This window comes from Fulverythrobacter fulvus (assembly GCF_037154085.1).
GTDB lineage: Bacteria > Pseudomonadota > Alphaproteobacteria > Sphingomonadales > Sphingomonadaceae > Andeanibacterium > Andeanibacterium fulvum.
Map to the genome: position 1 here is coordinate 86,307 of NZ_JBANRM010000005.1, position 25,834 is coordinate 112,140.

The 25,834-nt window shown below is 66.2% G+C and carries 23 protein-coding genes; all 23 read right to left on the minus strand.

What is annotated here, in order from left to right:
* Nucleotides 1-78: 78 nt before the first annotated feature.
* Entirely contained in the window at nt 79-999 is a 921-nt protein-coding gene (locus WFP36_RS14255; RefSeq protein WP_336981392.1) for a hypothetical protein, read from the minus strand.
* Nucleotides 1,000-1,181: 182 nt separating this feature from the next.
* Nucleotides 1,182-1,928 (minus strand): Bax inhibitor-1/YccA family protein, encoded by a 747-nt coding sequence (locus WFP36_RS14260; RefSeq protein WP_336981393.1) that lies wholly within the window; start codon nt 1,926-1,928, stop codon nt 1,182-1,184.
* A 112-nt stretch (nt 1,929-2,040) separates the two neighbouring features.
* Nucleotides 2,041-2,859 carry a pyrroline-5-carboxylate reductase gene (proC, locus tag WFP36_RS14265; protein WP_336981394.1) on the minus strand — a complete coding sequence of 273 codons (819 nt, stop codon included), beginning with the start codon at nt 2,857-2,859 and terminating at the stop codon, nt 2,041-2,043.
* A 33-nt stretch (nt 2,860-2,892) separates the two neighbouring features.
* Nucleotides 2,893-3,396, minus strand: coding sequence for a type III secretion system chaperone family protein (locus tag WFP36_RS14270; protein WP_336981395.1), 504 nt, complete (start codon nt 3,394-3,396; stop codon nt 2,893-2,895).
* Nucleotides 3,397-3,557: 161 nt separating this feature from the next.
* A complete protein-coding gene (locus WFP36_RS14275) occupies nt 3,558-5,282 on the minus strand; it encodes an SPOR domain-containing protein (RefSeq protein ID WP_336981397.1) in 1,725 nt (574 codons plus the stop codon).
* A 117-nt stretch (nt 5,283-5,399) separates the two neighbouring features.
* Complete coding sequence (gene ftsZ / locus WFP36_RS14280) at nt 5,400-7,088, minus strand: cell division protein FtsZ (RefSeq protein WP_336981398.1); 1,689 nt, start codon at nt 7,086-7,088, stop codon at nt 5,400-5,402.
* Nucleotides 7,089-7,222: 134 nt separating this feature from the next.
* Nucleotides 7,223-8,503 carry a cell division protein FtsA gene (gene ftsA / locus WFP36_RS14285; protein ID WP_336981400.1) on the minus strand — a complete coding sequence of 427 codons (1,281 nt, stop codon included), beginning with the start codon at nt 8,501-8,503 and terminating at the stop codon, nt 7,223-7,225.
* The gene (locus WFP36_RS14290) at nt 8,503-9,486 is read right to left on the minus strand and encodes a cell division protein FtsQ/DivIB (protein ID WP_336981402.1); all 984 of its coding nucleotides are present in this window, start codon (nt 9,484-9,486) and stop codon (nt 8,503-8,505) included. The genes ftsA and WFP36_RS14290 overlap by 1 nt, the downstream gene beginning before the upstream one ends.
* Entirely contained in the window at nt 9,487-10,413 is a 927-nt protein-coding gene (locus tag WFP36_RS14295) for a D-alanine--D-alanine ligase (RefSeq protein WP_419716644.1), read from the minus strand.
* Between the two features lie 159 nt (nt 10,414-10,572).
* The gene (gene murB, locus WFP36_RS14300) at nt 10,573-11,505 is read right to left on the minus strand and encodes a UDP-N-acetylmuramate dehydrogenase (protein ID WP_419716639.1); all 933 of its coding nucleotides are present in this window, start codon (nt 11,503-11,505) and stop codon (nt 10,573-10,575) included.
* On the minus strand, nt 11,505-12,920 hold the full coding sequence (gene murC, locus WFP36_RS14305; protein WP_336981406.1) for a UDP-N-acetylmuramate--L-alanine ligase: 1,416 nt from the start codon (nt 12,918-12,920) through the stop codon (nt 11,505-11,507). Before murC ends, murB begins: the two co-directional genes overlap by 1 nt.
* Nucleotides 12,917-14,098: an undecaprenyldiphospho-muramoylpentapeptide beta-N-acetylglucosaminyltransferase gene (gene murG / locus WFP36_RS14310; protein WP_336981408.1), complete on the minus strand. Its 1,182-nt coding sequence runs from the start codon at nt 14,096-14,098 to the stop codon at nt 12,917-12,919. Before murG ends, murC begins: the two co-directional genes overlap by 4 nt.
* Nucleotides 14,095-15,339, minus strand: a complete 1,245-nt coding sequence (locus WFP36_RS14315) for an FtsW/RodA/SpoVE family cell cycle protein (RefSeq protein ID WP_419716645.1) — start codon at nt 15,337-15,339, stop codon at nt 14,095-14,097. The genes murG and WFP36_RS14315 overlap by 4 nt, the downstream gene beginning before the upstream one ends.
* Before the next feature lie 2 nt (nt 15,340-15,341).
* Nucleotides 15,342-16,682 (minus strand): UDP-N-acetylmuramoyl-L-alanine--D-glutamate ligase, encoded by a 1,341-nt coding sequence (gene murD / locus WFP36_RS14320; protein ID WP_336981410.1) that lies wholly within the window; start codon nt 16,680-16,682, stop codon nt 15,342-15,344.
* Nucleotides 16,679-17,749 carry a phospho-N-acetylmuramoyl-pentapeptide-transferase gene (gene mraY, locus WFP36_RS14325; RefSeq protein ID WP_336981413.1) on the minus strand — a complete coding sequence of 357 codons (1,071 nt, stop codon included), beginning with the start codon at nt 17,747-17,749 and terminating at the stop codon, nt 16,679-16,681. The genes murD and mraY overlap by 4 nt, the downstream gene beginning before the upstream one ends.
* Nucleotides 17,749-19,227, minus strand: coding sequence for a UDP-N-acetylmuramoyl-tripeptide--D-alanyl-D-alanine ligase (locus WFP36_RS14330; protein ID WP_336981414.1), 1,479 nt, complete (start codon nt 19,225-19,227; stop codon nt 17,749-17,751). Before WFP36_RS14330 ends, mraY begins: the two co-directional genes overlap by 1 nt.
* Entirely contained in the window at nt 19,227-20,693 is a 1,467-nt protein-coding gene (locus WFP36_RS14335) for a UDP-N-acetylmuramoyl-L-alanyl-D-glutamate--2,6-diaminopimelate ligase (protein ID WP_336981415.1), read from the minus strand. Before WFP36_RS14335 ends, WFP36_RS14330 begins: the two co-directional genes overlap by 1 nt.
* Nucleotides 20,690-22,414 carry a peptidoglycan D,D-transpeptidase FtsI family protein gene (locus WFP36_RS14340; RefSeq protein ID WP_336981417.1) on the minus strand — a complete coding sequence of 575 codons (1,725 nt, stop codon included), beginning with the start codon at nt 22,412-22,414 and terminating at the stop codon, nt 20,690-20,692. Before WFP36_RS14340 ends, WFP36_RS14335 begins: the two co-directional genes overlap by 4 nt.
* Nucleotides 22,411-22,911, minus strand: coding sequence for a hypothetical protein (locus WFP36_RS14345; protein WP_336981419.1), 501 nt, complete (start codon nt 22,909-22,911; stop codon nt 22,411-22,413). The genes WFP36_RS14340 and WFP36_RS14345 overlap by 4 nt, the downstream gene beginning before the upstream one ends.
* A 14-nt stretch (nt 22,912-22,925) precedes the next feature.
* The gene (rsmH, locus tag WFP36_RS14350) at nt 22,926-23,891 is read right to left on the minus strand and encodes a 16S rRNA (cytosine(1402)-N(4))-methyltransferase RsmH (protein WP_336981421.1); all 966 of its coding nucleotides are present in this window, start codon (nt 23,889-23,891) and stop codon (nt 22,926-22,928) included.
* Nucleotides 23,888-24,394, minus strand: coding sequence for a division/cell wall cluster transcriptional repressor MraZ (locus WFP36_RS14355; RefSeq protein ID WP_336981423.1), 507 nt, complete (start codon nt 24,392-24,394; stop codon nt 23,888-23,890). The genes rsmH and WFP36_RS14355 overlap by 4 nt, the downstream gene beginning before the upstream one ends.
* A gap of 329 nt (nt 24,395-24,723) precedes the next feature.
* Nucleotides 24,724-25,482 carry a motility-associated ABC transporter substrate-binding family protein gene (locus WFP36_RS14360; RefSeq protein ID WP_336981425.1) on the minus strand — a complete coding sequence of 253 codons (759 nt, stop codon included), beginning with the start codon at nt 25,480-25,482 and terminating at the stop codon, nt 24,724-24,726.
* Nucleotides 25,460-25,819, minus strand: coding sequence for a hypothetical protein (locus WFP36_RS14365; protein WP_336981426.1), 360 nt, complete (start codon nt 25,817-25,819; stop codon nt 25,460-25,462). Before WFP36_RS14365 ends, WFP36_RS14360 begins: the two co-directional genes overlap by 23 nt.
* Nucleotides 25,820-25,834: the final 15 nt, after the last annotated feature.

The following is a 25,834-nucleotide window of genomic DNA, read 5'->3' on the forward strand; positions in this document are numbered from 1 at the left end:
TCTTAGCGAAGAGGTATCGCGCTTGAAAGAGCAAATTTTCGTTTCGGCCCGGTCGTGGTCCCCGTTCTCGCCCTTCGTTCAGGGCGTCTGCTGGACCACCGGCTGCGATGCATAGACGGCAGGCGCGCCGGGGGCCGGCACCGATGCCGGAACCTCGCCCGGAATGGCCGCATAGCTGGTCTGCGCGGAAGGCAGGGCATAGTCCTGTGCCGCAGGCAGCTCAGTGCCGGACTGCACGCCCTGCACGGCAGCCGGAGGACCGTACGTCGCCTGCAGATAGGTCGGGCCGCCCGCGCCATTGCCGTAGAGCGCGCCATACTTGTTGTCCCAGTCGGCGACGGCGATTCGGTATTTCTCCATTTCCTGGTAGAACTGCTCGAACGCCGCCTCGAGCCGGGGCAGCCCGGCCAGGGCAAAGGCATCGACATCGGTGGGCGGCGTGAGCAGCGCCTCTTGCGCGACCTTCAGCGCCGCGTCGCAGAAATACTGGCGGGCGGGCGGCAGGGCGAAGTAATTATAGACCTGCGTCATATAGGCTTCGCGCGCGCGGGTAGCCTTGGCGCCAGCCCCGAATTCCTTGCGATACTGCTTGTCGAGATCGGAATTCACCCGGCTCAACCGCTTGGCATGCTTGGTCAGCATCGCCTTATAGCCGTCAAGGATCGGCTGGTACTGCGGATCGAGGCAATTGAGCGCGGCCACGTTCCAGGCCGAACGGAAATTCCACACCGTCTCCAGCGGATCGAGATGGGCATTCACTGTCTGACGCACGCCATCCACGCCCAGCGCGGGGATCAGCATCTCGGCCGTCGCACCGCTCGGCGGGATGGGCCGCATCGGCACGGGTTCCGGCTCGGGCACGATCACGATCGCAACCGGCGGCGGGGGCGCGGGCTGCGGCGGGGGCGTGGACCCGCCACAGGCGGAAAGGGCGACAAGGCCAGCAACGGCCGCAACGGCGGAAAGCTTGCGTAACGAGATTTGCACGATCCTGCTCATTCGATTTCGGGCCCCTTCCCCCTGAATTCCCGGATGTTTCACCCGGTGGAATTGGCGGCGTCTTATATGCCGCGCGAGCTTTCGCCCCGATGAAGGGCCTTCCTAACGTGCCTAACCAATAATGAAAATGCCCGGGATGCCAAGTGGCACCCCGGGCACGATAATCCGCTGTTCCGAAAGGATCAGTCGCGGCTGCTGCCCATGAAGCGCAGCAGGAACATGAACATGTTGATGAAGTCGAGATAGAGGTTCAGCGCCCCCAGCACGACTGCCTTGCCCGCCCATTCGGTGCCGGCGACATAGGCATACTGTTCCTTCAGCTTCTGGGTGTCATAAGCGGTCAGGCCCGCGAAGATCAGCACGCCCAGCGCGCTCACCGCCCAGGTCAGGGCAGGCGACTGCAGGAACATGTTGATCAGGCTGGCCACGATCAGGCCGATCACGCCCATGATCAGGAAGCTGCCCCAACCGCTCAGATCCTTCTTCGTGGTGTAGCCGAACAGGCTGAGGCCCGCGAAGGCACCCGCCGTGGCGAAGAAGGTCGTGGCGATCGAAGCCCCAGTATAGACGAGGAAGATCGTGGAGAGCGACAGGCCCATCAGCACTGCGTAACCCCAGAACATTGCCTGGAGCGTGGTGGTGCTGAAGCGGTTCGCGCCGAAGCTCATCGCGAAGACGATGGCCAGCGGTGCCAGCATGACCACGAAACCGAGCCCGCTCGACATCACCGAGAGAGCGAGCCCCGAACGGGCGAACAGCATCGCGACGATGCCGGTCAGCAGCACGCCCGAAGCCATGTAATTGTAAATCGACAGCATGTGCTTGCGCAGGCCGGCGTCAAAAGTCGTGCGGCCGGCAAGATCGCCGCCAAAGCCGGTAGACGCGCCGAATCCCTGCTGCGAGCGGCGGGGTTCGTTCCAATCTGCCATTTTCGTTTCCTAACTCCAGTGCCGACCTTCCAAAGCGGGGCCGGTCTGTGCTGAATATCGAGGGTCCTGCCCCCGATTTCAAGGAAAACCGGATGGGATCGGTCCGATTCCGTTAACTTTGGGAAGCAGCGCGGGCTTCGGCAGCCATCTGGACCGACCGGTCACGCGCGCCGCGCAGAGTCGCCTCGACCAGATCGGCCAGAGCATTGCCGCGGTCGAGGATGTCCAGCCCCACCTGCGTCACCCCGCCCGGGCTTGCCACACGCCGCGCCAGTTCGCCCGGCGAATGTTCCGAGGCAGCCGCAAGCGCCGATGCGCCTTCCACTGTCGCCAGCGCCAGCCGCTGTGCCTGTTCGGCGGGCAGGCCGAGATTCGCGGCACCCTGCGCCAGCGCGTCGATAAAGCGATAGACGAAAGCCGGGCCGGAACCGGCAAGCGCGGTCACGAGGTCCATCAGGCCTTCCTCGGCAAGCCATTCGGCGGTACCGAGCGGCGCCATCAGCGCATCGACTTTCGCGGTGGACGCCTCGTCCAGCCCCGCGCCGACCAGCGCGACGGGCGATTTGCCGAGCGCGGCGGCGAGATTGGGCATGACCCGCACCTGCGCGGCGGAATTGGGGAAAGCGGCCGCAAGCGTTTCGATCTGGACGCCTGCCAGAACCGAGAGCAGCACCGTGCCCGGCCGGACCAACGGCGCCACTTGCGGCGCGACTTCGCCCAGCTTCTGCGGCTTCACGCCCAGCATCACTGCATCGAAATCGCCGCTTTCGGGCAAGGCGCGCAATTGCGCCACGCCTTCGGGAAGCTCGCGCGGGCTGGGATTGACCACGGTGAAGACCGACGGGGCAATGCCGCTCGCGATCCAGCCCCGGAGCATGGCCCCGGTCATGTTGCCGCAGCCGACGAGGAGAATGGAAGTGAAGGTGCTCATGGTTTTGCCGCCTGACCTAGTGCGGCAAAAGGGTCAAGCCTCTCCGGCGGCGTCCACCAGCGCGCTGGCCAGTGCATCGGCCGGGTTCTTGTCGCCCCACAGCACGAACTGGAAGGCGGGATAGAACCGGTCGCACTCGGCAACCGCGCTTTCGACCGCGAATTGCGCCTGACCCAGGCTGAGCAGGCCATCGTCGCCCAGCATCAACCCGTGGCGGTAAAGCAGCACTCCGCCATTGGACCAGATGTCGAAATGACCGAGCCAGAGCTGCTCATTGACCAGAGCGAGCAATTCGAAGGTCTGCCGCCGCTTGGCATCGGGAACGCGGATATCGGGCAGGCAGAGGAGCTGCAGCACCTTGTCTTCCGAACGCCAGATGCCCCGCACCTGATAGCGGGTCCAGCTGCCCTGGATTTCGCCCGAAATCTCGTCGTCGCTGACGAATTCGCACGGCCAGCCGCGCGCGTCGAACAGCTGGGCGAGCATGTCGACCGGGGCCGCGTCATCGCGGTCGATGTCCTCTTCGCTTGTCCTCATCGCATAGCTTCCCATGGTTCTCGCAACCCTTCGATAACCAATGCGTTGCGCAGGGGCACTGCGGCAATCCGCCCCAAAGGCGGCGCTGGGCAAAACTCGATAACCCTGTTTACAAGCTGTGCAAAAATGGCGCCAGCGTGAGTTGCGGCAAGAAAAACCGGTCAGGAAACCGGATCGACCTGCTCGCCCGCATCGCTGGTGAAGACGAAGCAATCGATCCCTTCCGCCTTGAGCTTGGCGACGAAGGCATTGGCTTCCTTGGTGCTGCCGAAGGGCCCGGTCAGCAGGCGATTGGTGCGGCCCCATTGGGCGACATAGCCCTTGCGGCTGCCAAACAGCTTGGACTGTTCTTTCTGCAGCTTGCGCCAGGTGAAGGCGATCGCGGACCGGTTCTGGCCCGTCCCGACCTGAACGAAAACGCGGCTGGGATTGGCGGCCTTCTTCTTGGCCTCCGCCTTCTTCTCCGCCTCGATCTTCTTCTTTTCAGCCTCTGCCTTCTTGCCGGCTTCAGCCTTGGCCTTCTCCGCTTCGGCCTTCTTGTCAGGCTCGCGGCGGATGGCGATGCGAGTGATGTCCACTGCCCCGGCGGCGGGCGCGACCTTGGCCGGCAGCGCGGCGAACTCTGCAAAGGCGTCCGCCAGGCTTGCCGGAGCAGGCGGCAGCGCCTCAGGCCTATTGACCGGCGGGAGCGCGGCCTGGAACGGCGCGGGGGCCGGCGTCGGAGCCGAAAACGCGGCAGGTGCCGGAGCGGGAGTCGGGGCAGGCGCCGGCTCAGTTCTGGCAAGCGTCACAGGCGGCTTGGACTCGGCTGGCACTTTTGCCGCGACTGCCGGCTTCGTCTCGACCGGAGCAGGCTTGGGCTGAGCAACGGCCTTCACCTCGGCAGGTTTCGAAGCCGGCTTGTCACCCTTGGCCAGCGTCACCACGGCCCCCGCAGGCGGCGCGGCGGGCTTGGCCTTGCCATCCCCCAGCGGTGTGCCGGTAGGCGTCAGGCGTGCATCGAGCGCGGCCGCCACCTGCGGCAACTTGGCCTGGGCCGCATATTGCGCGATCTGCGGATCGTCTTTCCCGATGGCATCGGCATCGGGGAAATTGCCGAAATTGCCAGCCGACACCTGCTGCGAGCGAGTCAGCTTAGGCATGAAGCGCAGATAGGGCGCGATCCGGCTGGCGAGCGACGCGGGCATCACTGCTTCGGCAATCGCCACGGCCTCGTCGGTCTTGCCCAGCGCGGCCAGCGCAAAGGCGCGCGTGCGATAGGCAGCCAGATCCTGCCGCTTGAGCAGGGGCAGCAAGGTTGCCTCCGACCCGGCCTGATCGCCCGAGATCGCCTGGCTCAGCGCAAGCTGACGCGTGATCTCCTGCGATTTCTCATCCGACAAGCCGCCTTCCGCAAGCGCGGCGCGATAGAATTGCTGCGCCCGCAGATTGTCGCCCACCATATCGTAGGCAAGGCCCCGGTCGGCCGCGCGGGCGCCCAGCCTGGCGCCCTGCTTCTCGGCTTCGTCAAACAGGGCCAGCGCCTCGATCGGCCGCTTGCGCGCGACCTGCGCCGCCCCCAGGCCCGCCTTCGCCTCCGCCGCCGTTTCAGGCAGGTTTTCCGCGCGGGAGAAGAAGCCGACAGCGGCCGTGACGTCGTTCAGGTCGAGCGAGGCCCAGCCTGCATCGAGCATCGCCCTGCCATCGAGCGCATTGGCCGAGAGCCGCATAAGCGCACTGCTCAGGTCACTCGCAGACTTGGGCGGCAGTGGCTGCACTACCGCGCGCGACGGGCCTTCCGTGGAAGACTGGGAAAATGCGGGAGCGGATATGGTGGCAAACCCGGCGGCAACCGCCACGGCCATGCCGATCCCATGGGCCTTTGCATTATGCTTTATGGAAGTCACTGCACCCGAACCCGTTCCAGCCCCACATTTCGCTCGCGCCGGTCTTATGCGGCGCCGCTCGGGTAGTGGGTGCCCCGACGCGGCTGAACGGGGGACGAATGTCCCCCGCCCATGCGATCACTGGTTGTTCTGGCGCCCCAGGAAGCGCGGAATGCTCAGCGAAGAGCCCGACGGATCGTCGTCGTCATCGTCCACGGCATCCTTGGCCGCGCCGCGCGAGAGATTGGCCATGCGTTCGAACAGGGTGGAACCCCCACCCGACGCGCCGCCCGCTGCGGGCGGACTCGCCGGTGCTGCCGGAGCGCCGCTGTCGCCGCCCAGAATACCCCGCCGGCGGCCACCGCCAAGCTGGGCCTGAACCGGCGGTTCGTCCTGCGCGGCGAGACGGCTGGCGTCGAGCAGAAGCTCGTCTTCATTGCCGTTGCCGCCTTCGGGCGCTTCCAGCGTCAGCTCAAGCTCGCTACCGCCCAGGCCGGTCTGCTGGGATGCTGCGGGATTGAGCCAATCATCGGCCATCCCGTCATCTTCCTCTTCCTCGAGCGTCAACTCGCCAGTCTGGATCTCGTCGCCTGTCAGCGAGGCGTAGGCACGGCCGCTGGTATCGTCATACTCGTCCTCTTCCTCATCATAGGAAGGGGCAGGCTCATAGGCCTGCGGCATGGCGGGAGCGCCCCCCATCGGCGGGGCGGAAGGCGCGGCGAAGCTGGGCGCGGCCTGCGGCTGGAGAGCCGCTGCGTCCACTGCCCGCTCATGCTCGGTCGGCAGAGGCAGAACCGGCCGCTTCGGCCCACGCGGCGCCGAGAAATCCAGCGGGCGCGAGGCCTGCACGGCCTGTTCGGCGGTCTGTTCGATACCGGTGGCAACCACCGAGACGCGGATCTTGCCCATCAGGTCCGGGTTGAAGGCCGAACCCCAGATGATGTTCGCATCGGGATCGACCAGCTCGCGGATGTGGTTCGCGGCCTCGTCCACTTCCAGCAGCTTCATGTCGTCGCCGCCGATGATGGAGATGATCACGCCCTTGGCGCCCTGCATGCTCACACCGTCGAGCAGCGGATTGGCGATGGCGCGTTCGGCGGCTTCCAGGGCGCGGTTCTCGCCCTCGGCCTCGCCAGTGCCCATCATCGCCTTGCCCATCTCGCCCATCACCGAGCGGACGTCGGCAAAGTCGAGGTTGATGAGGCCCGGCATCACCATCAGGTCGGTGATGGAACGCACGCCCTGCTGCAGCACTTCGTCGGCCAGGGCGAAGGCTTCCTTGAAGGTGGTTTCCGCCTTGGCGACCAGAAACAGGTTCTGGTTGGGGATGACGATCAGCGTATCGACGTGCTTCTGCAGTTCCTCGATGCCCGCCTCGGCCGAACGCATGCGGCGCGTGCCTTCGAACAGGAACGGCTTGGTCACCACGCCCACGGTCAGCACGCCCTTGCGCCGGGCCGCCTCCGCAATGACGGGAGCCGCGCCCGTGCCGGTGCCGCCGCCCATGCCGGCCGCGATGAAGACCATGTTCACGCCGTCGAGCGCGCGCTCCAGCTCTTCCACGGTTTCTTCCGCGGCGGCCCGGCCCACTTCGGGCCGCGAGCCCGCGCCCAGACCCTGGGTGATATCCGGCCCCAGCTGGATGCGATGTTCGGCAATGGAATTGTTCAGCGCCTGCGCGTCCGTATTCGCGACGATGAAGTCCACGCCCTCGATCTCGGAGGCGATCATGTTGGCGATGGCGTTACCGCCCGCGCCGCCCACACCGATCACGGTGATGCGGGGGCGCAGTTCTTCAACCGAAGGCGGGCCGATATTGATGCTCATTGAAGCTCTCCAAGAGGGCGCACTGCAAGGCGATGCTCATTGTTGCACTTGTGCCATAAAGGGAATCGCTGGTGCAAAGCGTAACTGTCCTTATCCACAGTCTGACAAGCGCGTTTCAAACCGCATTCATCCCGTCAGAAATACTGTTTCAGGGCCTGGAACACACGTTGGGCCAGCGCGAAGCCGGTCAGCCTGGTCGTGTCCTGATAGCCCTGCCGGATCGAGCGCACGTCAACCGGATCGGCTGCGGCATAAAGGATCAATCCGGCGAGTGTCGAAAAGCCCGGCACGCCATGCGCTTCGGGCAGGCCCTTCAGCGCGGGCGGACGGCCGATGCGAACCGGGCGGGCAAGCGAGCCCTGCGCGAAATCCGCGATGCCGGCCAGTTCCGCCCCGCCGCCCGTCAGCACGACCTGGCCGTTCTGGCCGGGGAAGCCCAAGGCCTTGAGAGCCTTGGAAATCTCGCTCACCAATTTGTCCAACTGACCGGTGATGACCGAGATCAGCTCGGCACGCGGCACGCGGTTCTTGTCATCGGCATGGCGCGCGATCGGCCCCACCTGTTCCTCGCCCGGCCCGTTCACCGGGATCATTTCGCGATGGTCGGTCGGCGAGGCGATGGCCGAACCGGAAACGCATTTGAGGCGTTCGGCCTGAAAGCGGCGAATGCCGAAATGGGAAGCGATGGCATCGGTGATATCCGCCGAGCCCATCTGGATCGGCATCATGCCCAGCAGCATGCCGCCCGCATAGACCGAGACATTGGTGACTTCCGCCCCCAGTTCGATCAGCGCCACGCCCAACTCGCGTTCTTCCTGGCTGAGGCAGGCATAGCCGGCCGCCACGGGCGAGGCGACGACCGATTCCACATCGAGATGCGCGTTCTGCACTGCTTCGGTGATGTTGCGCATCGGCGCGCCATCGGCGCACATGACGTGGATATCGACGCCCAGCCTTTCGGCATGCAGCCCCTTGGGGTTGGAGACGCCATGCGCTCCATCCAGTGTGTAATGCGCGGGCTGGGCGTGCAGCACGGTGCGGCCATCGGGCTGCAACCCGTCGCGGGCGGCGACGAGGAGATGCTCGATATCCTCTTCCTCGATCCGGCGGCCGCCGATATCGATTTCCACCTGGGCGATCTTGCTGGAAAGCCCGGCGCCCGAACAGCCGATCCACACGCTCGACACGCTGGTGCCAGCGAGCTTTTCCGCCCGTTCGATCGCATCGCGCACGGCATAGGTCGCGGCCTGCATGTCAGTGACATAGCCGCGCTTGATCCCCTGCGCCGCGCGATGGCCCGATCCGAGCACGATCATCTCGCCCGCTTCGCTCACCCCCGCGATCATCGCGGAGATGCGGAACGAGCCGATATTGATCGCACCGAAAACCTTGGTGATGCGCGGCGTGGACGCCATTATTCGGGCACCCCCGCGTCCTGACCCGAAGCCTGGCCTGCATTCGCCGCCATCTCGTCCGTGCCGGTGGCAGTGGGCGTGGTCGTCCCGGCGTCGAGCGTCTGCTGCGTGCGGCCGGGAATGCGCATGTAGATCCGCTCCGGCGCGCGCATGTCGAACGTGGCGACCTTGCCGCCGAGCAGGCGGTTTACCCCGTCAAGCCGGGCGAAGGAAACCAGCGCACTGGCCGATTCCCGCTCGCCCTGCGGCAGGGCCAGCACCTGGCCGGTCTTGAAGGTGAGGTTCCAGCGGCGATTGCCGACCCATTCGGCGCCCGCCACCTGCGGCTCCAGTGCCGGTGCCGCATCGAGCAGCGAGCCGAGCGCGGCGACCTGTCGGCCTGCGCCGGGCCCTTCGATAATCAGTTCCCCGCGAGCGGCGGCTGCAGAAACCGGCTCCAACTCGTGGCCCGTATCGTCGATCAGCACCAGCTTGTCGGCCTTCTTCAGCACGGCATGGGGCGTGCGCTCGACAATGTCGATCACCAGCGAATCCGGCAGGCGGCGCGATACGCGCGCATCCTTGACCCAACTGAGGCCGAGCAGCTGGACCCGCACCGCATCGAGATCGACCAGCGGCATCGCCCGGTCCCGCTCGCCCAACACGCGCTCGTAGACCTTGAGTTCGTTCATGCGCTGGACGCCGCGCACTTCCACGCGGTTCACCTGAAAGCCCGCATCGCCCGCCAGCGTGGCGATCTGCTGATTGGCCAGCGCCGGAAGACCGGCGAGACTGGCGACGATCCAGGCCAGCACCACTGCCCCGCCCAGGATAAGGGCGAGGAAAACGCGCTGCAGCTGTTCCTCGGTAAAGGGCAGCCAGCGCATCAATGCGTCGGCCACCGCCCCGGTGGTCGAACGGGCCTGCTTAACCTTCTGCGCGGTGCCCCGGGCCGCCGCTGCGCGGCGAACGCCCTGAGCCTTGCGCTTGATAGTCTGCGCCACCTACGCCCCCTTTCCCCCGCGCGAGGCTGCTGCACGCTCCAGCGCGTCGGCGATGATCGCCTCGACAAGGTCCCCATAGTCCATGCCGCAATATTTCGCCTGCTCGGGCACGAGGCTGAGCGGCGTCATGCCCGGCTGGGTGTTGACTTCCAGCAGGAAAAGCCCCGCCTGCCCCTGCTCGTCGTCCCAGCGGAAGTCCGACCGGCTGGTGCCGTGGCAGCCCAGCGCCTTATGCGCCTTGAGCGCATAGGCCTTGCACAGTTCCAAGATCTCCAGCGGAATGTCCGCCGGGCAGATATGGTCTGTCATCCCGTCGGTATATTTCGCCTCGAAATCGTAGAATCCGCTCTTGGGCACGAGTTCGGTCACGGTCAGCGCCTTGCCGTTCACCACCGCACAGGTCAGTTCGCGCCCCTTGATATAGGGTTCCGCCAGAAGCTGGGCGAATTCCTGCCACGGGCCCACGGCATCGCGGCGGATCGGATCGCCGTAATTGCATTCCGCCGTGACGATCGCCACGCCGACCGAAGAGCCTTCATTCACCGGCTTGAGCACATAGGGGCGCGGCAGCGGGTCGCGCTCGAACAGTTCTTCCGACTGCACGATGCGCCCGCCCGGCATGGGAATGCCATGGGGGACGAGGACCAGTTTGGTCAGTTCCTTGTCAATGGCGATCACGGAAGTGGCGAGGCCGGAATGGGTATAGGCAATGCCCATCAGGTCCATCATGCCCTGAACCGTGCCGTCTTCTCCGGGCACGCCGTGCAGCGCGTTGAACACCACATCGGGTGCAGCCTCGGCCAGCTTCGCGGCGACGCTACGATCCATGTCGATCCGCGTCACCTTGTGCCCGCGCGCCTCCAGCGCATCGGCCACGCCATTGCCGGACATGAGCGAGACGGGCCGTTCGTTGGCCCAGCCGCCCATCAGGACCGCGATATGAAGCTTGGGGAGTTCAGACACGGTAGCCTCCTCCGCGTTGCGTTGTGCGCTCCTGCGAAAGCAGGAGCCTAGCGGAACGAGGCGAGGCGACACTATGGGCTCCTGCTTTCGCAGGAGCGCACGAAGGGAGAAGCATCGCCAGCATCAAGGCCTCCCCACGCGCTGGATTTCCCATTGCAGGTCCACGCCCTGGCTCTGGGACACCCGGCGGCGCACTTCCTCGCCCAGCCCTTCGATATCGGCGCTGGTGGCACTGCCGGTGTTGATCAGGAAATTGGTATGCTTTTCGCTCACTTGCGCGCCGCCCATGGTCAGGCCCCGGCAACCGGCGGCCTCGACCAGCCGCCATGCCTTGTCGCCTTCGGGGTTCTTGAAAGTCGATCCGCCCGTCTTGGAGCGGAGCGGCTGCGATTCCTCGCGTGCGGCGGCGATGCGGTCCATTTCCGCGCCGATTGCCGCCGGGTCGCCCGGCTGGCCGCGAAAGCGCGCCGAAACCACGATGGCCCCATCCGGCAGGGCCGAGTGGCGATAGGAATAATGCAGATCGTCCGGCGTCAGCGTCACGAAACCGCCATCGGCCAGCATCACGTCGCAATCGACCAGGATGTCGGAAACCTCGCGGCCATAGGCGCCGCCATTCATCCGCACGAAGCCGCCCACCGTACCGGGAATGCCGCGCAGGAATTCCAGCCCGGCAATGCCTGCATCGCGTGCAGTGGAGGCCACCAGAATGCCGCTCGCCCCGCCGCCGCAGCGCAGAGTGGTGGCGTCTTCCTGCTCGACCTTGGCGAAGGGCTTGCCCAGCCGCACCACCACGCCCGGCACGCCGCCGTCGCGCACGATCAGGTTGGAGCCCAGCCCCAGCGCCATGACCGGCACTCGCCCGCCAAGCTGGCCCAGGAAAATGGCCAGATCCTCGCGGTCCGCAGGCTCGAACAGCCAGTCTGCCGCCCCGCCCGCCTTGAACCACACCAGCGGTGCAAGCGGCGCGTTGCGCGTCAGCTTGCCGCGCACGTCCTTTACGGGAAGGTTCGCCGAAACCATCACTTCATCGATTTCGGAGAAAGGCGCGCTCATCATTTGGCCGCGCCCTTCTTTGCCTCGATCGCCGGGGCGAGCCCCGCCGCCCAGCGCGTGATGTCGCCCGCACCAAGGCACACGACGATATCACCCGGCTCCACGATGCCGGAAAGCACGCCCGCCAACTCGTCCGCGCCGGAAACTTCTGCGGCCGAACGATGCCCGCGCGCCTTGATGCCGCTGACCAGCACATGGCTGTCCACGCCCTCGATCGGGCTCTCTCCCGCAGGATAGACCGGCGCGGCAAACACCATGTCGGCATCGTTGAAGCAGGTCTGGAACTCTTCCATCAGGTCGCGCAGGCGCGTGAAGCGGTGCGGCTGGACCACGGCGATCACGCGGTTCTGCGTCGCTTCGCGCGCGGCGGCCAGCACAGCTTTGATCTCCACCGGATGGTGCGCGTAATCGTCGATGATCGTCGCCCCGCCCGTCTCGCCCACCTTGGTGAAGCGGCGGCGGACCCCGCCGAACTTGGCGAAACCGTTGCGGATTACATCGTCGGGACAGCCCATTTCCACCGCCACGGCAATCGCCGCGAGCGCGTTCTGGACATTATGGCGCCCCGGCATCGGCAGTTTCACGCCTTCGATCCGGCGATCTTCCTGCCCACGCTGGCGGATCACGGCGTCGAACACATTGCCGCCGCCTTCGGGCCGGACATTCACGCCGCACACGTCCGCCTGCAGCGAGAAGCCGTAAGTGACCACGCGCCGGTCACGCACGAGGCCGACCACGGACTGCACTTCCGGGTGATCGATGCACAACACGGCCGCGCCGTAGAAGGGCACGTTCTCGATGAATTCGACGAAGGCCTTCTTCACGGCATCGAACGAGCCGTAATGGTCGAGATGTTCCGGATCGATATTGGTGACGACCGCGATGGTGCCGTCCAGCCGCAGGAACGAACCGTCGCTCTCATCCGCCTCGACCACCATCCAGTCGCTGGCGCCAAGGCGCGCATTGGAACCATAGCTTTCGATGATCCCGCCATTGATGACGGTCGGGTCGATCCCGCCCGCATCCAGCAGCGTGGCGATCATGCTGGTGGTGGTCGTCTTGCCATGCGTACCGGCTACGGCGACGGTGTTCTTCAGCCGCATCAGTTCCGCCAGCATCTCTGCCCGGCGGACCACGGGAATGCGATGCTCCAGCGCGGCGGCCACTTCCGGATTGGTGCGGCGCACGGCGGTGGAAGTCACCACCACGGCGGCATCGCCCAGATTTTCGGCCGCATGGCCGATCATCACCTTGATCCCGCGCGCGCGCAGCCGTTCTACCGACGGACCTTCTGCAATATCCGAACCCTGAACTTCATAGCCCAGGTTCTTCATCACCTCGGCAATGCCGGACATGCCGATGCCGCCAATGCCGACGAAGTGGATCGTCCCGATATCGGTGCCCACCCCCTTCATTGTGCATTCTCCCGGGCCAGCGCCTCGCGCCCGTTGGGCTTTGTTTCCCCGCCATTCACGCGGATCACATCCATCAGCGGGGCGCCGCCGAAGCTCTCGACGAGGTCGGCAAGATCCTTCGCCGCATTGGGGCGGCCGCAATTCCATGCGGCATGGGCCGCATTGGCCAGTGTTTCAGGGTGCTGGGCCATGGCCTGTATCTGCTTGGCAAGTTCCTTGGCGGTGAAGCCGGCCTGACGGATCGAGCGTGCGCCGCCAGCCTTGACCATTTCGCGGGCATTGGCCGCCTGATGGTCGTCGGTTGCGATAGGCAGCGGCACGAGGATCGCAGGGCGGCCCACGGCGGTGAGTTCGGCGATAGTGGACGCCCCCGCCCGCCCGATGAACAGATGCGCATCGGCAAGGCGGTTGGCCATATCTTCGAAATAGGTGCCCAGTTCGGCCGGAATGCCGTGGCTGGCATAACGCTGGCGCACCGTTTCCAGATCTTCCGGGCGGCATTGCTGCGTTACTTGCAGGCGCGAGCGCAGGGCGGGCTGAAGCATGGAAAGCCCATCGGGCACCACTTCGGACAGCACGCGCGCGCCCTGGCTGCCGCCGGTCACCAGCACGCGCAGCAGCCCGTCCTCGGTAAAGGCGGGATAGGGCTGATCGCGCAGGGCAAGCACTTCCGCGCGGACGGGATTGCCCACGATGTGCACCTTGTCGTGCCACTTGTCCTTCAGCCGGTCGACCTGCGGATAGGCCGTGGCGATGGCGTTCACCTTGCCCGCCAGCAGCCGGTTGACCCGGCCGAGCACGGCGTTCTGTTCATGAACCACGGTGGGGATACGGGCGGAAGTCGCCGCCAGCAGTGCAGGCAGCGCCGGATATCCGCCGAAGCCGATCACGGCCGAAGGCTCGAACGCATCGAACAGGCGCAGAGCCATCTGGCGCCCCTGCCATACCGCGCGCGCGCCGCCGATCCACTTGAGCGGGTTCTTGCCGAAGCGCCCGGCGGGCAGAACATGGGCAGGCAGGAAGTCCGGCTTGCCCGGAATGGCCGCACCGCGCTCGTCCGTGATCAGGGCGACATGATGCCCGCGCCGTTCAAGCTCGGTAGCGAGCGCGAAGGCGGGGATCAGATGTCCGCCTGTTCCTCCGGCGGCGAGTACGTAATGTTTCGAAGCGGAGCTCAATGCCGCCCTCCCTTGTCCCGGTCCTCTTTGGCGAGCGCCGCCATGAGATCGAACCGGTCCCGGCTGAGATAGGGGTTGCGCCGCGTCAAGGCCAGCATCAGCCCCACAGTTAGGCACAGGGCAATTGTGGACGAACCGCCATAGCTCACCAGCGGCAAGGTCATGCCCTTGGAGGGGAAGAGCTGGAGGTTGACGAGGATGTTGATGAAGGCCTGTCCGCCGATCAGCGCGATAAGACCCGATGCGGAAAGGATAGTGAACAGGTCCTCCTCGTTCACCAGCCGCACCAGCACGCGGGCGATGATCGCCAGATAGACCAGCACCACCACGGCGCAGATCAGCAGGCCGAATTCCTCGCCGATCACCGAGAAAATATAGTCCGTATGCGCTTCGGGCAGGGAGAGCTTGCGCGTGCCCAGCCACATGCCGCTGCCGGTCCAGCCGCCCGCCATCAGCGTGCGCCGGGCAAGGTCCACCTGGTCATAGGCAGTGCCGCCGCCAAGGAAGGCGTCGATGCGGTGGCGGGCATTGTCGTAAAGCAGATAGGTCGCGCCGATCCCCACGATGCCCGCGCCCATCAGCGCGCCGATGCGGCGCATGTCGATGCCGGAAAGCAGTACCAGCACGGCCCAGCAGCCGACATAGAGGATCGCGGAGCCGAAATCGGGTTGCGCCATCAGCAGGCCCACGATCAGCACCATCAAACTGCTGGCGATGGCGATCACCGGCAGGCGCGGATCGCGCACGCGCCACGAGAGAATCCAGGCCATCGTCACCGCATAAGCGGGCTTGAGGAATTCGGACGGCTGCAGGCTGATGCCGAAGCGCAGCCACCGCTTGGCGCCGTTCACTTCCGACCCCACGAAGGGCACCAGCACGAGGCCGATCAGCATCGCCGCACACAGCACGATGGCGCCGCGCCGTGCCCAGTCCTTCGGCGCCATGGAGACGCCCAGCATGGTCAGGATACCCAGGAACTGCCAGCGCAGGTGCAGCCAGTAGAAATAGAGATCGTCGAGCTTGACTGCCGAGGTGGAGAGGCGCCGCGCACTGGCCGGGGAAGCGGCTGCCACCGCCACCGTGCCGATCGCCATGAGCAGCAGCACCAGCACCAGCAGCACGCGGTCGATCTCGCGCCACCAGATGCGCAGCTGGCTGCGCTTGTCGAGCCGCCTGCGCGAAGCCTGCGAGCTACGCTCCCCCACATGGGGGACATAGGGCTGGGACAGGCTCGGCGTCACCGTCACTGTGCGACACCCCCATCCGTCAGGCAGCTGACGATCTCGCGGAAGGCATCGCCGCGCATTTCATAATCGCGGAACTGGTCGAAGCTGGCGCAGGCAGGCGAGAACAGGATAACGTCACCGGGCTTTGCCGCTTCCATCGCGCGGCGCACGGCCTCGGCCATCATCTCGCAGCGTTCGACATGAGTGACGGGATCGAGGATCTCGGCAAAGCGGGGGCCGGCCTCCCCGATAGTATAGGCAGCGGCGACATTGCCGAAATAGCGCTCGCACTCGCCCAGATCGTCGCCCTTGGGCAGGCCGCCGAGAATCCAGTGCAGGCGCTTGTCCGGATTGGGCGGGAATGCGGCGAGCGCGGGCGCGGCCGATGCGGGATTGGTGGCCTTGCTGTCATTGATGAACAGCACGCCGCCATATTCGCCCAGCCGCTCCATCCGGTGGGGCAGGCCGCGGAAGGTGGTGAGCCCGGCCAGCACCTGCTCGCGCGTGACGCCCAGTTCTTCCACCAGCGCAGTGGCGACGGCCGCGTTTTCCAGATTATGCGGCCCCTGCAGCGAGGGCCATTCGGCCTGATGCGGCTGGATCGCGGCTTTGTCGACACAGGCGACGCGCCCGGCCGGGCGGCGGGCCCGCTCCGCCTCATAGATCGCGCGGGTAGGCGCATCATCGCAGCCGAAGACTGCGAAGGCACCTGTATCCTGCATCGCGAACAGCCGCGCCTTGGAGGCGGCATAGGCTTCGAACCCGGCATAGCGATCGAGATGATCGGGCGTGACGTTGGTCAGCGCCGCAGCCTCGCATTTGAGCGAGTAGGTCAGGTCGATCTGATAGCTCGACAGTTCCAGCACATAGACGCCGGTGCCGTTCTCGTTTGGCGTCAGCGGCTCTTCCGCCAGGATCGGCAGGCCGATATTCCCGCCCATGCGCGCGGGGATACCGGCACTGTCGAGCAGGTGGCGCACCAGTGCGGTGGTGGTCGACTTGCCATTGGTGCCGGTGATACCCACCACGCGGTGCGGCGGCAGGTCGGCCCGTGCGAGCGCGAACAGTTCTATGTCGCCGATCAGCGGCACCCCCGCTTCGCGGGCACGCTGGGCGATGGGATGAACGTTGATCGGCACGCCGGGGGAGACGACCACGCCGTCGAACCCCGCAAGGTCGATCTCCAGCGGATCGGCCAGCCGCGCGCGCCCTTCAACCGCGGCACGGGCATTGTCCTGCCGGTCCCACGCGACGACTTCGGCGCCGCTGGCCAGCAGGCACTCGGCCGCAGCAAGCCCCGAACGAGCGAGGCCGAGAATGGCGTAGCGCTTGCCGGAGAAGTGGGTTGAGCGGATCACCTGAGCTTGAGCGTCGCGAGGCCCGCCAGCGCGAAGACGATCGAGATGATCCAGAAGCGGATCACCACAGTCGATTCAGGCCAGCCGAGCTGTTCGAAATGATGATGGATCGGCGCCATGCGGAACACACGCTTGCCGGTCCGCTTGTAGAAGAACACCTGGATGATGACCGAGGCGGTCTCCAGCACGAAGAGACCCCCGATTACCAGCAGCACGATCTCGTGATGGCTGGCCACCGCAATCGCGCCCAGCGCCCCGCCAAGGGCAAGGCTGCCCGTATCGCCCATGAAGACGGCGGCGGGCGGTGCGTTGAACCACAGGAAGGCCAGGCCCGCGCCCATGATCCCGGCGCAGAAAATGGCCAGTTCGCCCGCCCCCGGCACATGCGGTATGCCCAGATAGGTCGCATAGTCGACGCGGCCCGCGAGATAGCAGATCAGCGAGAAGGCCCCCGCGGCGATCACCACCGGCATGGTGGCGAGGCCGTCCAGCCCGTCGGTCAGGTTAACGGCATTGCCGAAGCCCACGATCACCGTGGCGGCGAAGACGTAATAGAACGGCCCCAACGGAATGCTGACCCCGGAAAGGAAGGGGATGTAGAGGTTGGTGCTGATCTGGCTGACGATGATCCAGCTTGCCACGCCCGCCACGGCGAATTCGGCGGCAAGGCGGACCTTGCCCGATACGCCCTTGTGGCTGCGCTTGGTCACCTTGTCGTAATCGTCGAGGAAGCCGATCAGGCCGAAGCCCACCGTCACTGCCATGCAGGCCCACACGAAGGGGCTCGCCAGGTTCATCCACAGCAGCATGGAGAGCATCAGCGAGACGAGGATCATCAGCCCGCCCATGGTGGGCGTGCCGCGCTTGGCGAGGTGGGTCTGCGGGCCGTCCTCGCGGATCGGCTGGCCCTTGCCCTGGCGCACGCGCAGCATGTTGATGAAGCGCGGACCGATCACCAGCCCGATCAGCAGCGCGGTGATCAGCACCGCGCCGGCGCGAAACGTCTGATAGCGCACGAGATTGGCCGGCCCTTCGAAATCCAGCCATTGTGCGATGAGATACAGCATTAGACTTCCTTGCGACCCTCGGCATTCCCGGCCGCGGCGAAGTGAGCCACCACGCGCGCCAGGCCTACCGAATTAGAGCCCTTGATCAGCACCGCGTCGCCCCCCGCAAGGCCATACTCCGCAAGCGCCGCGATGGCTTCTTCCGGCGTATTGCAATGGGCGAAGCGAATCGGCTTGCCAAGCGCGTTTGCCGCCCCTTTCCCCAATTCCTGCGCCAGCGCATCCATTTCCGCACCCACCAGCAATGCGAAGTCGACATTGGCGGCAGCCAGCGGCTCGGTGAGCTGAACGTGGAAGGCCGGGCCGAAATCGCCCAGCTCCCGCATGGAGCCCAGCACGGCGATGCGGCGCGTGGCCGGCGTCTGCCCCAGTTGGGCCAGCGTGGCCCGCATGGACGCGGGGTTGGCGTTGTAGCTCTCGTCGATCAGCAGGGCCTGCCCGCCCGGAGCCGCGACGCGGTGGCGCGCACCCCGGCCCTTGAGGCCGCCCATCTCCGCCAGCGAGAGACCGGCCGCACCCAGATCGCCGCCCGCAGCACGCACTGCCGCCATCACGGCCAGCGAATTGGTCACCCAATGTTCGCCCGGCTCGGCCACGGTGTAGCACAGGCGGTTTTCGCCCAGATCGGCCGTTACCAGCGATCCGCCATTGGCCTGGGGAATGGCATCGAGCAGGCGCACATCGGCATCGCGCGCCTTGCCGAAGGAGACAACCTTTGCCCCGGCCGCCAGTGCGGCTTCCTTCAGGCGCAGGAAATGCGGGCTGTCCGCAGGTATAACTGCCGTGCCGCCCGCTTCGAGGCCGAGGAAGATTTCCGCCTTGGCGTCGGCAATCGCCTCTTCGCTGCCCAGCATCTCGATATGGGCGGGCGCGATGGTGGTGATGACGGCCACGTGCGGGCGGACCTGCGCAGTCAGTGCGGCGATTTCTCCGGCGTGGTTCATGCCCATTTCGAAAATTGCGAACTTTGCGCGTGCGTTCATTCGCGTAAGGCTGAGCGGGACGCCGACGTGGTTGTTGTAGCTGCGGACAGAGCGGTGCGCCGCGCCGCGGCTTGCGCGGTCGAGCGCGGCGAAGATCGCTTCCTTCACGCCCGTCTTGCCCACCGATCCGGTGACGCCGACGATCCGGGCGGACACCCGGCTGCGCGCGGCCTTTGCCAGCATGGCGAGCGCGGCGGCGGTATCCTCCACAAGGATGTGCGGGCGGTCGATCGGGCGATCCACCACGGCGGCTGCCGCGCCATTGGCGAAGGCCTTGTCGAGATAGGCGTGACCGTCGCTCGTCTCGCCCTTCAGCGCGAAGAACAGGTCGCCCGGCATGACATCGCGGCTGTCGATCTCCACGCCGGAAACCTGGAACTGCCCGCTGGGCTTGCCGCCCGTGGCGACGGCGATGGACACCGCATCCCACAGCGCCAGCGGCAGCGCGTCGGAAGTCTGGGGAAGCCATGCGACAGGAAGGGGAAGGGAAGCCATTACGCCGCGCCTCCCGCATTGCCGGCGCATTCGCGCGCCACTGTCACGTCGTCGAAGGGAAGGATCTGCATCTCGTCTCCCGCACCGATGATCTGGCCCTGTTCATGGCCCTTGCCTGCGATCAACACGATGTCCTTTGGCCCGGCCTCTGCGACAGCCGCGGCGATGGCCGCGCGCCGGTCACCGATTTCGCGCGCGTCCGGCGCGCCGGAAAGCACCATGGCGCGGATCGCCGCCGGGTCTTCGCTGCGCGGATTGTCATCCGTCACGATTACCACGTCCGACGCCCGAGCGGCCACCTTGCCCATTTCCGCGCGCTTGCCGGTATCGCGATCCCCGCCCGCGCCGAACACGGTGATGAGCTGGCCTTCGACATGCGGACGCAGGGCGGCAATCGCCGCTTCCAGAGCATCGGGCGTATGGGCGTAATCGACATAGACCGGCGCCCCGGCGGCAGTGATAGCCGCACGTTCAAGCCGCCCGCGCACCGGCTGCAGGCGGGACAATGCTTCGAAGGTCGCCTTCGGGTCCCCGCCCGTCGCCAGCACCAGCCCGGCCGAAACCAGCGCGTTCGCGGCCTGATAGCCGCCGATCAGCGGCAGCTTCACTTTCCAGGCGGCGCCCGCATAATCGAGTTCGAGTTCCTGCCCCAGCTGGCCGGGAATGCGCCGCAGGAGGCGAATGCCCTCGCCCTTCTCGCCCACGGTCATCGGCCTGAGACCGCGCGCGCGCGCATGATCTGCCGCGCGGGCCGACCAGTCATCGTCCGCCCAGATCACCGCCGCGCCGCCATCTTCGACCACTTCGTCGAACAGGCGCATCTTGGCGGCGAAGTAATCCTCCATCGTCGGATGATAATCGAGGTGATCGCGGCTGAGATTGGTGAAGGCCCCCGCCGCCACTTTCAGCCCTTCGACGCGATATTGCGACAGGCCATGGCTGGAAGCCTCATAGGCCACATGGGTCACGCCTTCCTGCGCCAGCCCATGCAGGTTGGACAGGAACGTGACGATATCGGGCGTGGTCAGCCCGGTGGAAACGCTCTCGTCCGGAGTGGTCACGCCCAGAGTGCCGATGGAGGCCGCGCGCTGGCCCGCCATGCGCCAGATCTGGCGCGTCATTTCGACGGTGGAAGTTTTGCCGTTAGTTCCCGTCACCGCCACCACCACTTCCGGCACGGGCTGGAAGAATTGCGCGGCAAGGCGGGCAAAGGCGCGGCGCGGTTCGGCATCGGCGATATGCACAGCGCCTTCCACGACCGCCTCGGGCCGCGCCACCACGGCGATGGCCCCGGCGGCGATGGCCGCGGGAATGAAATCCTCGCCATTGAAGCGCGCGCCCCGGAAGGCGCCGAACACTGTGCCCGGCGCGATCTTGCGGTGATCGATGGCAAAGCCCGTCACCGTCCCTTCAGGAGCGTTCGGAACGGCGATGCCCGCCGCTTCGGCCAGGCGGGCAAGGTTCATTCCTTCTTCCCACCAACCAGCGGGGCAAGATCGGTCAGGTCGATATCGTGCGTTTCATCCGGCATCACGCCCAGCAGCGGGCCGATCCGGGGGACCAGCCGGCCGACGATCGGGGCAGCGTTCCAGGCGGCAGTGCGCTGATAGGAACTGGCCGCCGTGCCCTTGGGCTCGTCCAGCATGGCGATGACGACGTAACGCGGCCTATCCATCGGGAAGGCGGCCGCAAAGGTCGAAACCAGCGTGGAACGCTGGTAGCCGCCCACGCCCGGCTTTTCTGCCGAACCGGTCTTGCCGCCCACGCGGAAGCCCGGCGCATCGGCGTTCTTGCCGGTGCCATAGACGGCGATCATCCGCAGCAGCTGGTTCATGCGCGCGCTGGTGCTGGCCTTGAACACGCGGCGCCCCTTGGCCGCGTGACCGGGCTCGACCTTGTAGAGCGTGGCCGGACGCCAGATGCCGCCGTTCACCATCGCGGCATAGGCACTGGCGAGGTGGAGCGGCGTGACCGAAAGGCCGTGGCCGAAGCCGACGGTCATCGTGGTCAGGCGCGGCCAGTCGCCCTTTTGCCAAAGGGGGAAACCGCGCGCGGGCAGTTCGATATAGGGCCGCTCATGCATGCCCAGATCGGTCATGTAACGCCGCAGTGCCTTGCCGCCCAGCTCGTCGGCGACCTGGGCAGTCACGATATTGGAGGAATGGATCAGGGCTTCGGGCACGTTCAGGGTCGCCCCCATAACGTGGCTGTCGCGAATCCGGAAGCCGCCCATTTCCAGCGGCCGGGCCGACTGGTAACGGCGCGAAAGATTTGTCACCGTGCCGGCATCGATGGCCGCGGCCACGGTCAGCGGCTTGAAGGTGGAGCCAAGCTCGTAGACCTGGTTCGTCACACGGTTGAACATGTTCTTCTCGCCCGCCGCGTCGATCTTGTTCGGATCGAATTCCGGCAGCGAGGCGAGCGCCATCACTTCGCCCGTGTCCACGTCCAGCACCAGCCCGGCGGCGCCCACGGCGTTCACGGCCAGCATGCCCCGGCGCAGTTCGTCTTCCAGCGCGCCTTGCACGCGGCTGTCGATGGAAAGCATGGCGGGCTTGCCGCGCTGGGCGGGATCGAGCAACTGCTTGTCCAGCACTTCTTCCATGCCGACGCGGCCATGCCCATCCGCCCCGACATAGCCGAGCACATGGGCCGCCATCGTGCCTTGCGGATAATGCCGGTCCGTCTCGCGCGGGACTTCCAGCGCCAGTTCGCCGATTGCCTGGATGCGGTTCGCCTCTTCAGGCAGCACGCGGCGGCGCAGATAGCCGGACTTGCCGCTGGCGAGGCGGCCGGTGAGCCACTTCGCATCCATGTCGGGGAATATCTTCACCAGCTCGGCGGCGACTTCTGCCGGGGACTTGACCAGCGGAGAACCGCCATCGTCCAGCGCGGTGGGATTGAACCACAGCGCATAGGCCGGGAAGGCACGCGCCAGCGGCACGCCGTTGCGATCGGTAATTTCCCCGCGCGGGGGCAGCAGTGCCTCTGCCATGGACGTGCGCGAGGGGCCCGGCTGGACCACGCCGATATAGGCAATGCGCATCAGGGCGACGAGCGCGATCACAGTGAAGATCGCCACCACCCACAATACGCGGAACCGGGCAGTGAAGAGCGAGCGCTGGCGAGTGTTGACCAGTTCTACACGGCCGGTGGTGATTGCCGTGCTGATCGTGAGTGCGTTCACTCCGCCCCCCCTGCAATCGGGCCAAGCTCGATGCGCTGGGCCGGACGTACCAGCCGCGCGGAAAGGTTCTCGCGCGCGATGGGCTTGGGCGGATTGCCCCGGGGTACTTCGGCGGCAATGGCCTTGCCGGTGATGGGCGAAACCATGGACGGGAAGATGCTTTCTTCCGTCTCCACCGGCGCATGGGCCACGGTGATCGGCTCCGGCGCGCCCTTGGCACGCGGCGTGCCGAACTGGGCAAGCTGACGCTCCCCTTCCAGGAACTGGCCGGCAGTGGGCGCCTGATAGCCGAAATCGACCTCGTTCCAATTGGCCAGCTGCTGCTGGTTGGCGCGGGTTTCGAATTCGGTTTCCAGCATCAGCTTCTGTTCGCGCAGGGCCACGATCCGCCGTTCGGCCTGGCGGACCTCGCTCTTCACCGAATTGACCTTCAGGTGCAGCGCGCCATAGGCGCTGGTGCAGGTCAGCAGCACGGCTGCCCAGCCGATCTTCCTCATCCTGCTACCCTGCATCACGCGGCCTCCCTGGCAGGCGCGCCGGTCCGGGTCGCGGCGCGCAAGGTTGCGGAACGCGCGCGCGGATTGCGCACGGTTTCCGCCTCGGTTGGACGGATCGCCTTTGACAGCGACGCGAAAGTGGCGGGCGTGCCGTCATTGGCGGCAGGCAGATGGCGCGACGTGCTGGCGGCAGCGCCGGAAGCATCGCGCAGGAAGCGCTTCACAATGCGGTCTTCAAGGCTATGGAAGCTGACCACCGCAAGGCGGCCGCCCTCTTTCAGCAGCGTCTCGGCGCCCTTAAGCCCCGCCTCAAGCTCGTCCAGTTCCGCATTCACATGGATGCGGATCGCCTGGAAGCTGCGCGTCGCCGGGTCTTTCGGTGCGCCGGGGCGATGGCCCAGCGCCTTGCGCACCACGCGAGCCAGTTCGGCCGTGGTCGTCAGCGGACGCGCGGCCACGATGGCGCGGGCGACGCGGCGCGACTGGCGTTCCTCGCCATAGAGATACAGCACGTCGGCGATCTCGGCCTCGTCTGCCGTGTTCAGGAAATCGGCAGCGCTGGCGCCGTCCTGGCTCATGCGCATGTCCAGCGGACCGTCCGACGCGAAGGCGAAGCCGCGCTCGGCCTGGTCGAGCTGCATGGAGGAAACGCCGATATCCATCACCACGCCATCCACCTGGGGCACGCCTGCCTCGGCCATGGCAGCGGCCATTTCGGAGAAGCGGCGCGGGTGCAGGATCAGGCGCGGCGGGTCTTCGCGCGTTTCGGGCCAGCGGCTGCCGGCGGCAATGGCATCGGGATCGCGATCGAAGGCATGGACCGTCGCCCCGGCATCGAGCAGGCGGCGGGTATAACCGCCAGCTCCGAACGTGGCGTCGACGATCACGTCGCCGGGCCGGGGATCGAGCGCGGCCACCACTTCGTCGAGCAGCACGGGGATGTGCGGGGCTTCGGCCTGATTGTGAAGGGAAGCGGTCATGCCTTCTTCCCCTTCGAATTTTCGGCGGCGAGCGCACGGCAGGCGGCCTGCGCGCCTTCCCAGCCTTCGCCCATGCGATAGAGTTCTTCGGGGTTCCACAGAGTGAAGAAAGTGCCCGCGCCCTGGAAGAACACGCCGTCAGTCAGGCAGCCGAGGCCGATCAGATGTTCGGGCATGATGAAGCGGCCGGATGCGTCGAAGGGGATTTCGACGAAACCGAAAAGCTGGATGCGGCGCAGGTCGGGGTCGAAATCGCGGCCCATGCGGATAGCGCGTTCTTCCTCGCGCTCGATCTGGTCTTCAAGCTCCGCGCTGCGGGAAAGGCCGAAGCCGGTCAGGCAGTTCCAGCGCTCATGCTTGGCGAGGCAGAGGATCTTGCCGTCGCTCGATTCCGAGACCGATTTGCGGAAGGCGGAAGGCAGCACAAAGCGGCCCTTCTCGCCCTTCAGCGAGAAGCCCTGACCGCTGTAGATGACCTGCCTGTCCCCTGTCACTAGCCCCATCCCGCTCTGGGCGTTGATCCCTCACCACCGGCAAACCGCCCCCGCATGGGGCCGTGCTCATCCACGGCCCGCCCATTCCGCCGAGGCGGAATGCAGCAAGAACAGGTTTCCGATGGAAAGATTGTGTAACCCGCACAAAGCGGGGATGAAAGGGAAAATCGCGGGAAATTCGGGGATTAATATCTAAGCTATGGAATTACAGGCATTTTCCTCCTTAACAACCCCTTTCCAAGGGCGCAATGTTCGCAAAATGTTCTATGGAAATTCAAGGGTTTGCGTGCGAATCCCCGAAATGGGAGAGTCGTTTTCCCGCAAAATCCCCGATTTGATCAGTTGCGCGCGTAGGCCGCCGTCATCAGTCGGGAAAGCGCGGCTTCCCGCTCGCCCTGGCGCTGCCCTTCACCTTCGAGCAGCGCGGCATCCGCCACGATCAGCGCATGCCCCCGGCCGATGGCGCAATCCGCTGCCAGCCCGCCTTCCAGCAGCCGGCAGCTTGCGGGGGCATCAGGTGCGGTGGGAACCAGCGCGAAACGCCCCGCCTGATCGACCGGGACAGGCCCGCCCAGCAGCCGCGCCTCACGCTCCCCCTCGGGCTGCGTCTCGTCGAGATCGAGCGACAGCCCCCAGCGGCTGAGGATCGGGGAAAGCAGCGCCACGTCCATTGGCCGACGCCGGTCGCCCAGGGCAAAGCCGGAATGCGCGGTCAGCAGCGGATCGGCGAAGAACAGCACATGACCCCCGCCCCGCACCCAATCGTCAAGCGCGACATTCTCGGCCGGGGCCAGCGCGCGCGGCTGGGCAATGAGCAGATCGCCCAGCGGAGCGAGTGCCTCGGGCGTCAGCACATCCAGCGGCTGCAGGTCGCGATGTTCCTCCACCAGCGCGCGCGCCCAGTGGTGTTCCGCATCGGGTTCCAGCATGGCGGAAAGGTCCGCCGCCTCGCCCCAGTAGAGCGGCAGGGTGGTGAACAGGCCCAGCGGCTGGCCTCGCGCTTCCGGCCCGCGCAGCGCGAAGAACCACACGGCCACGCCCGAGGCGAGCAGGGCCAGCGCGACGAAAAGGAGTTTAGCGCTGGTTCTGCGCACCATTGCTGCCCTGCGTGCCGGAAGAGGCAGGGACGGCCGAGGCAACCGGATCGGCCGGAAGTTCGGGCACTACCCCGGCATCGGCCAGCGGGTCCTTCGCCGGTGCATGCAGCACTTCGGTCGGAACCGTGGACACTGCCTCGGGCACTGCCGTCAGCTCGGATTCATTCGCACGGTCGCGGATAATCGTCGCCAGGCCGACCAGCAGCACGATGCCCGTCAGGCCAGCCAGGCCGATCTGCAACCGCTTGATCGCTTCCGCGCGGGAACGGCTGCGGTGATTGACGAGCGGAGCATCGTCATCATCTGCTTCGCGCTCGAATGGCGGTTCGCTGCTCATGTCCGGCTGTTAGCC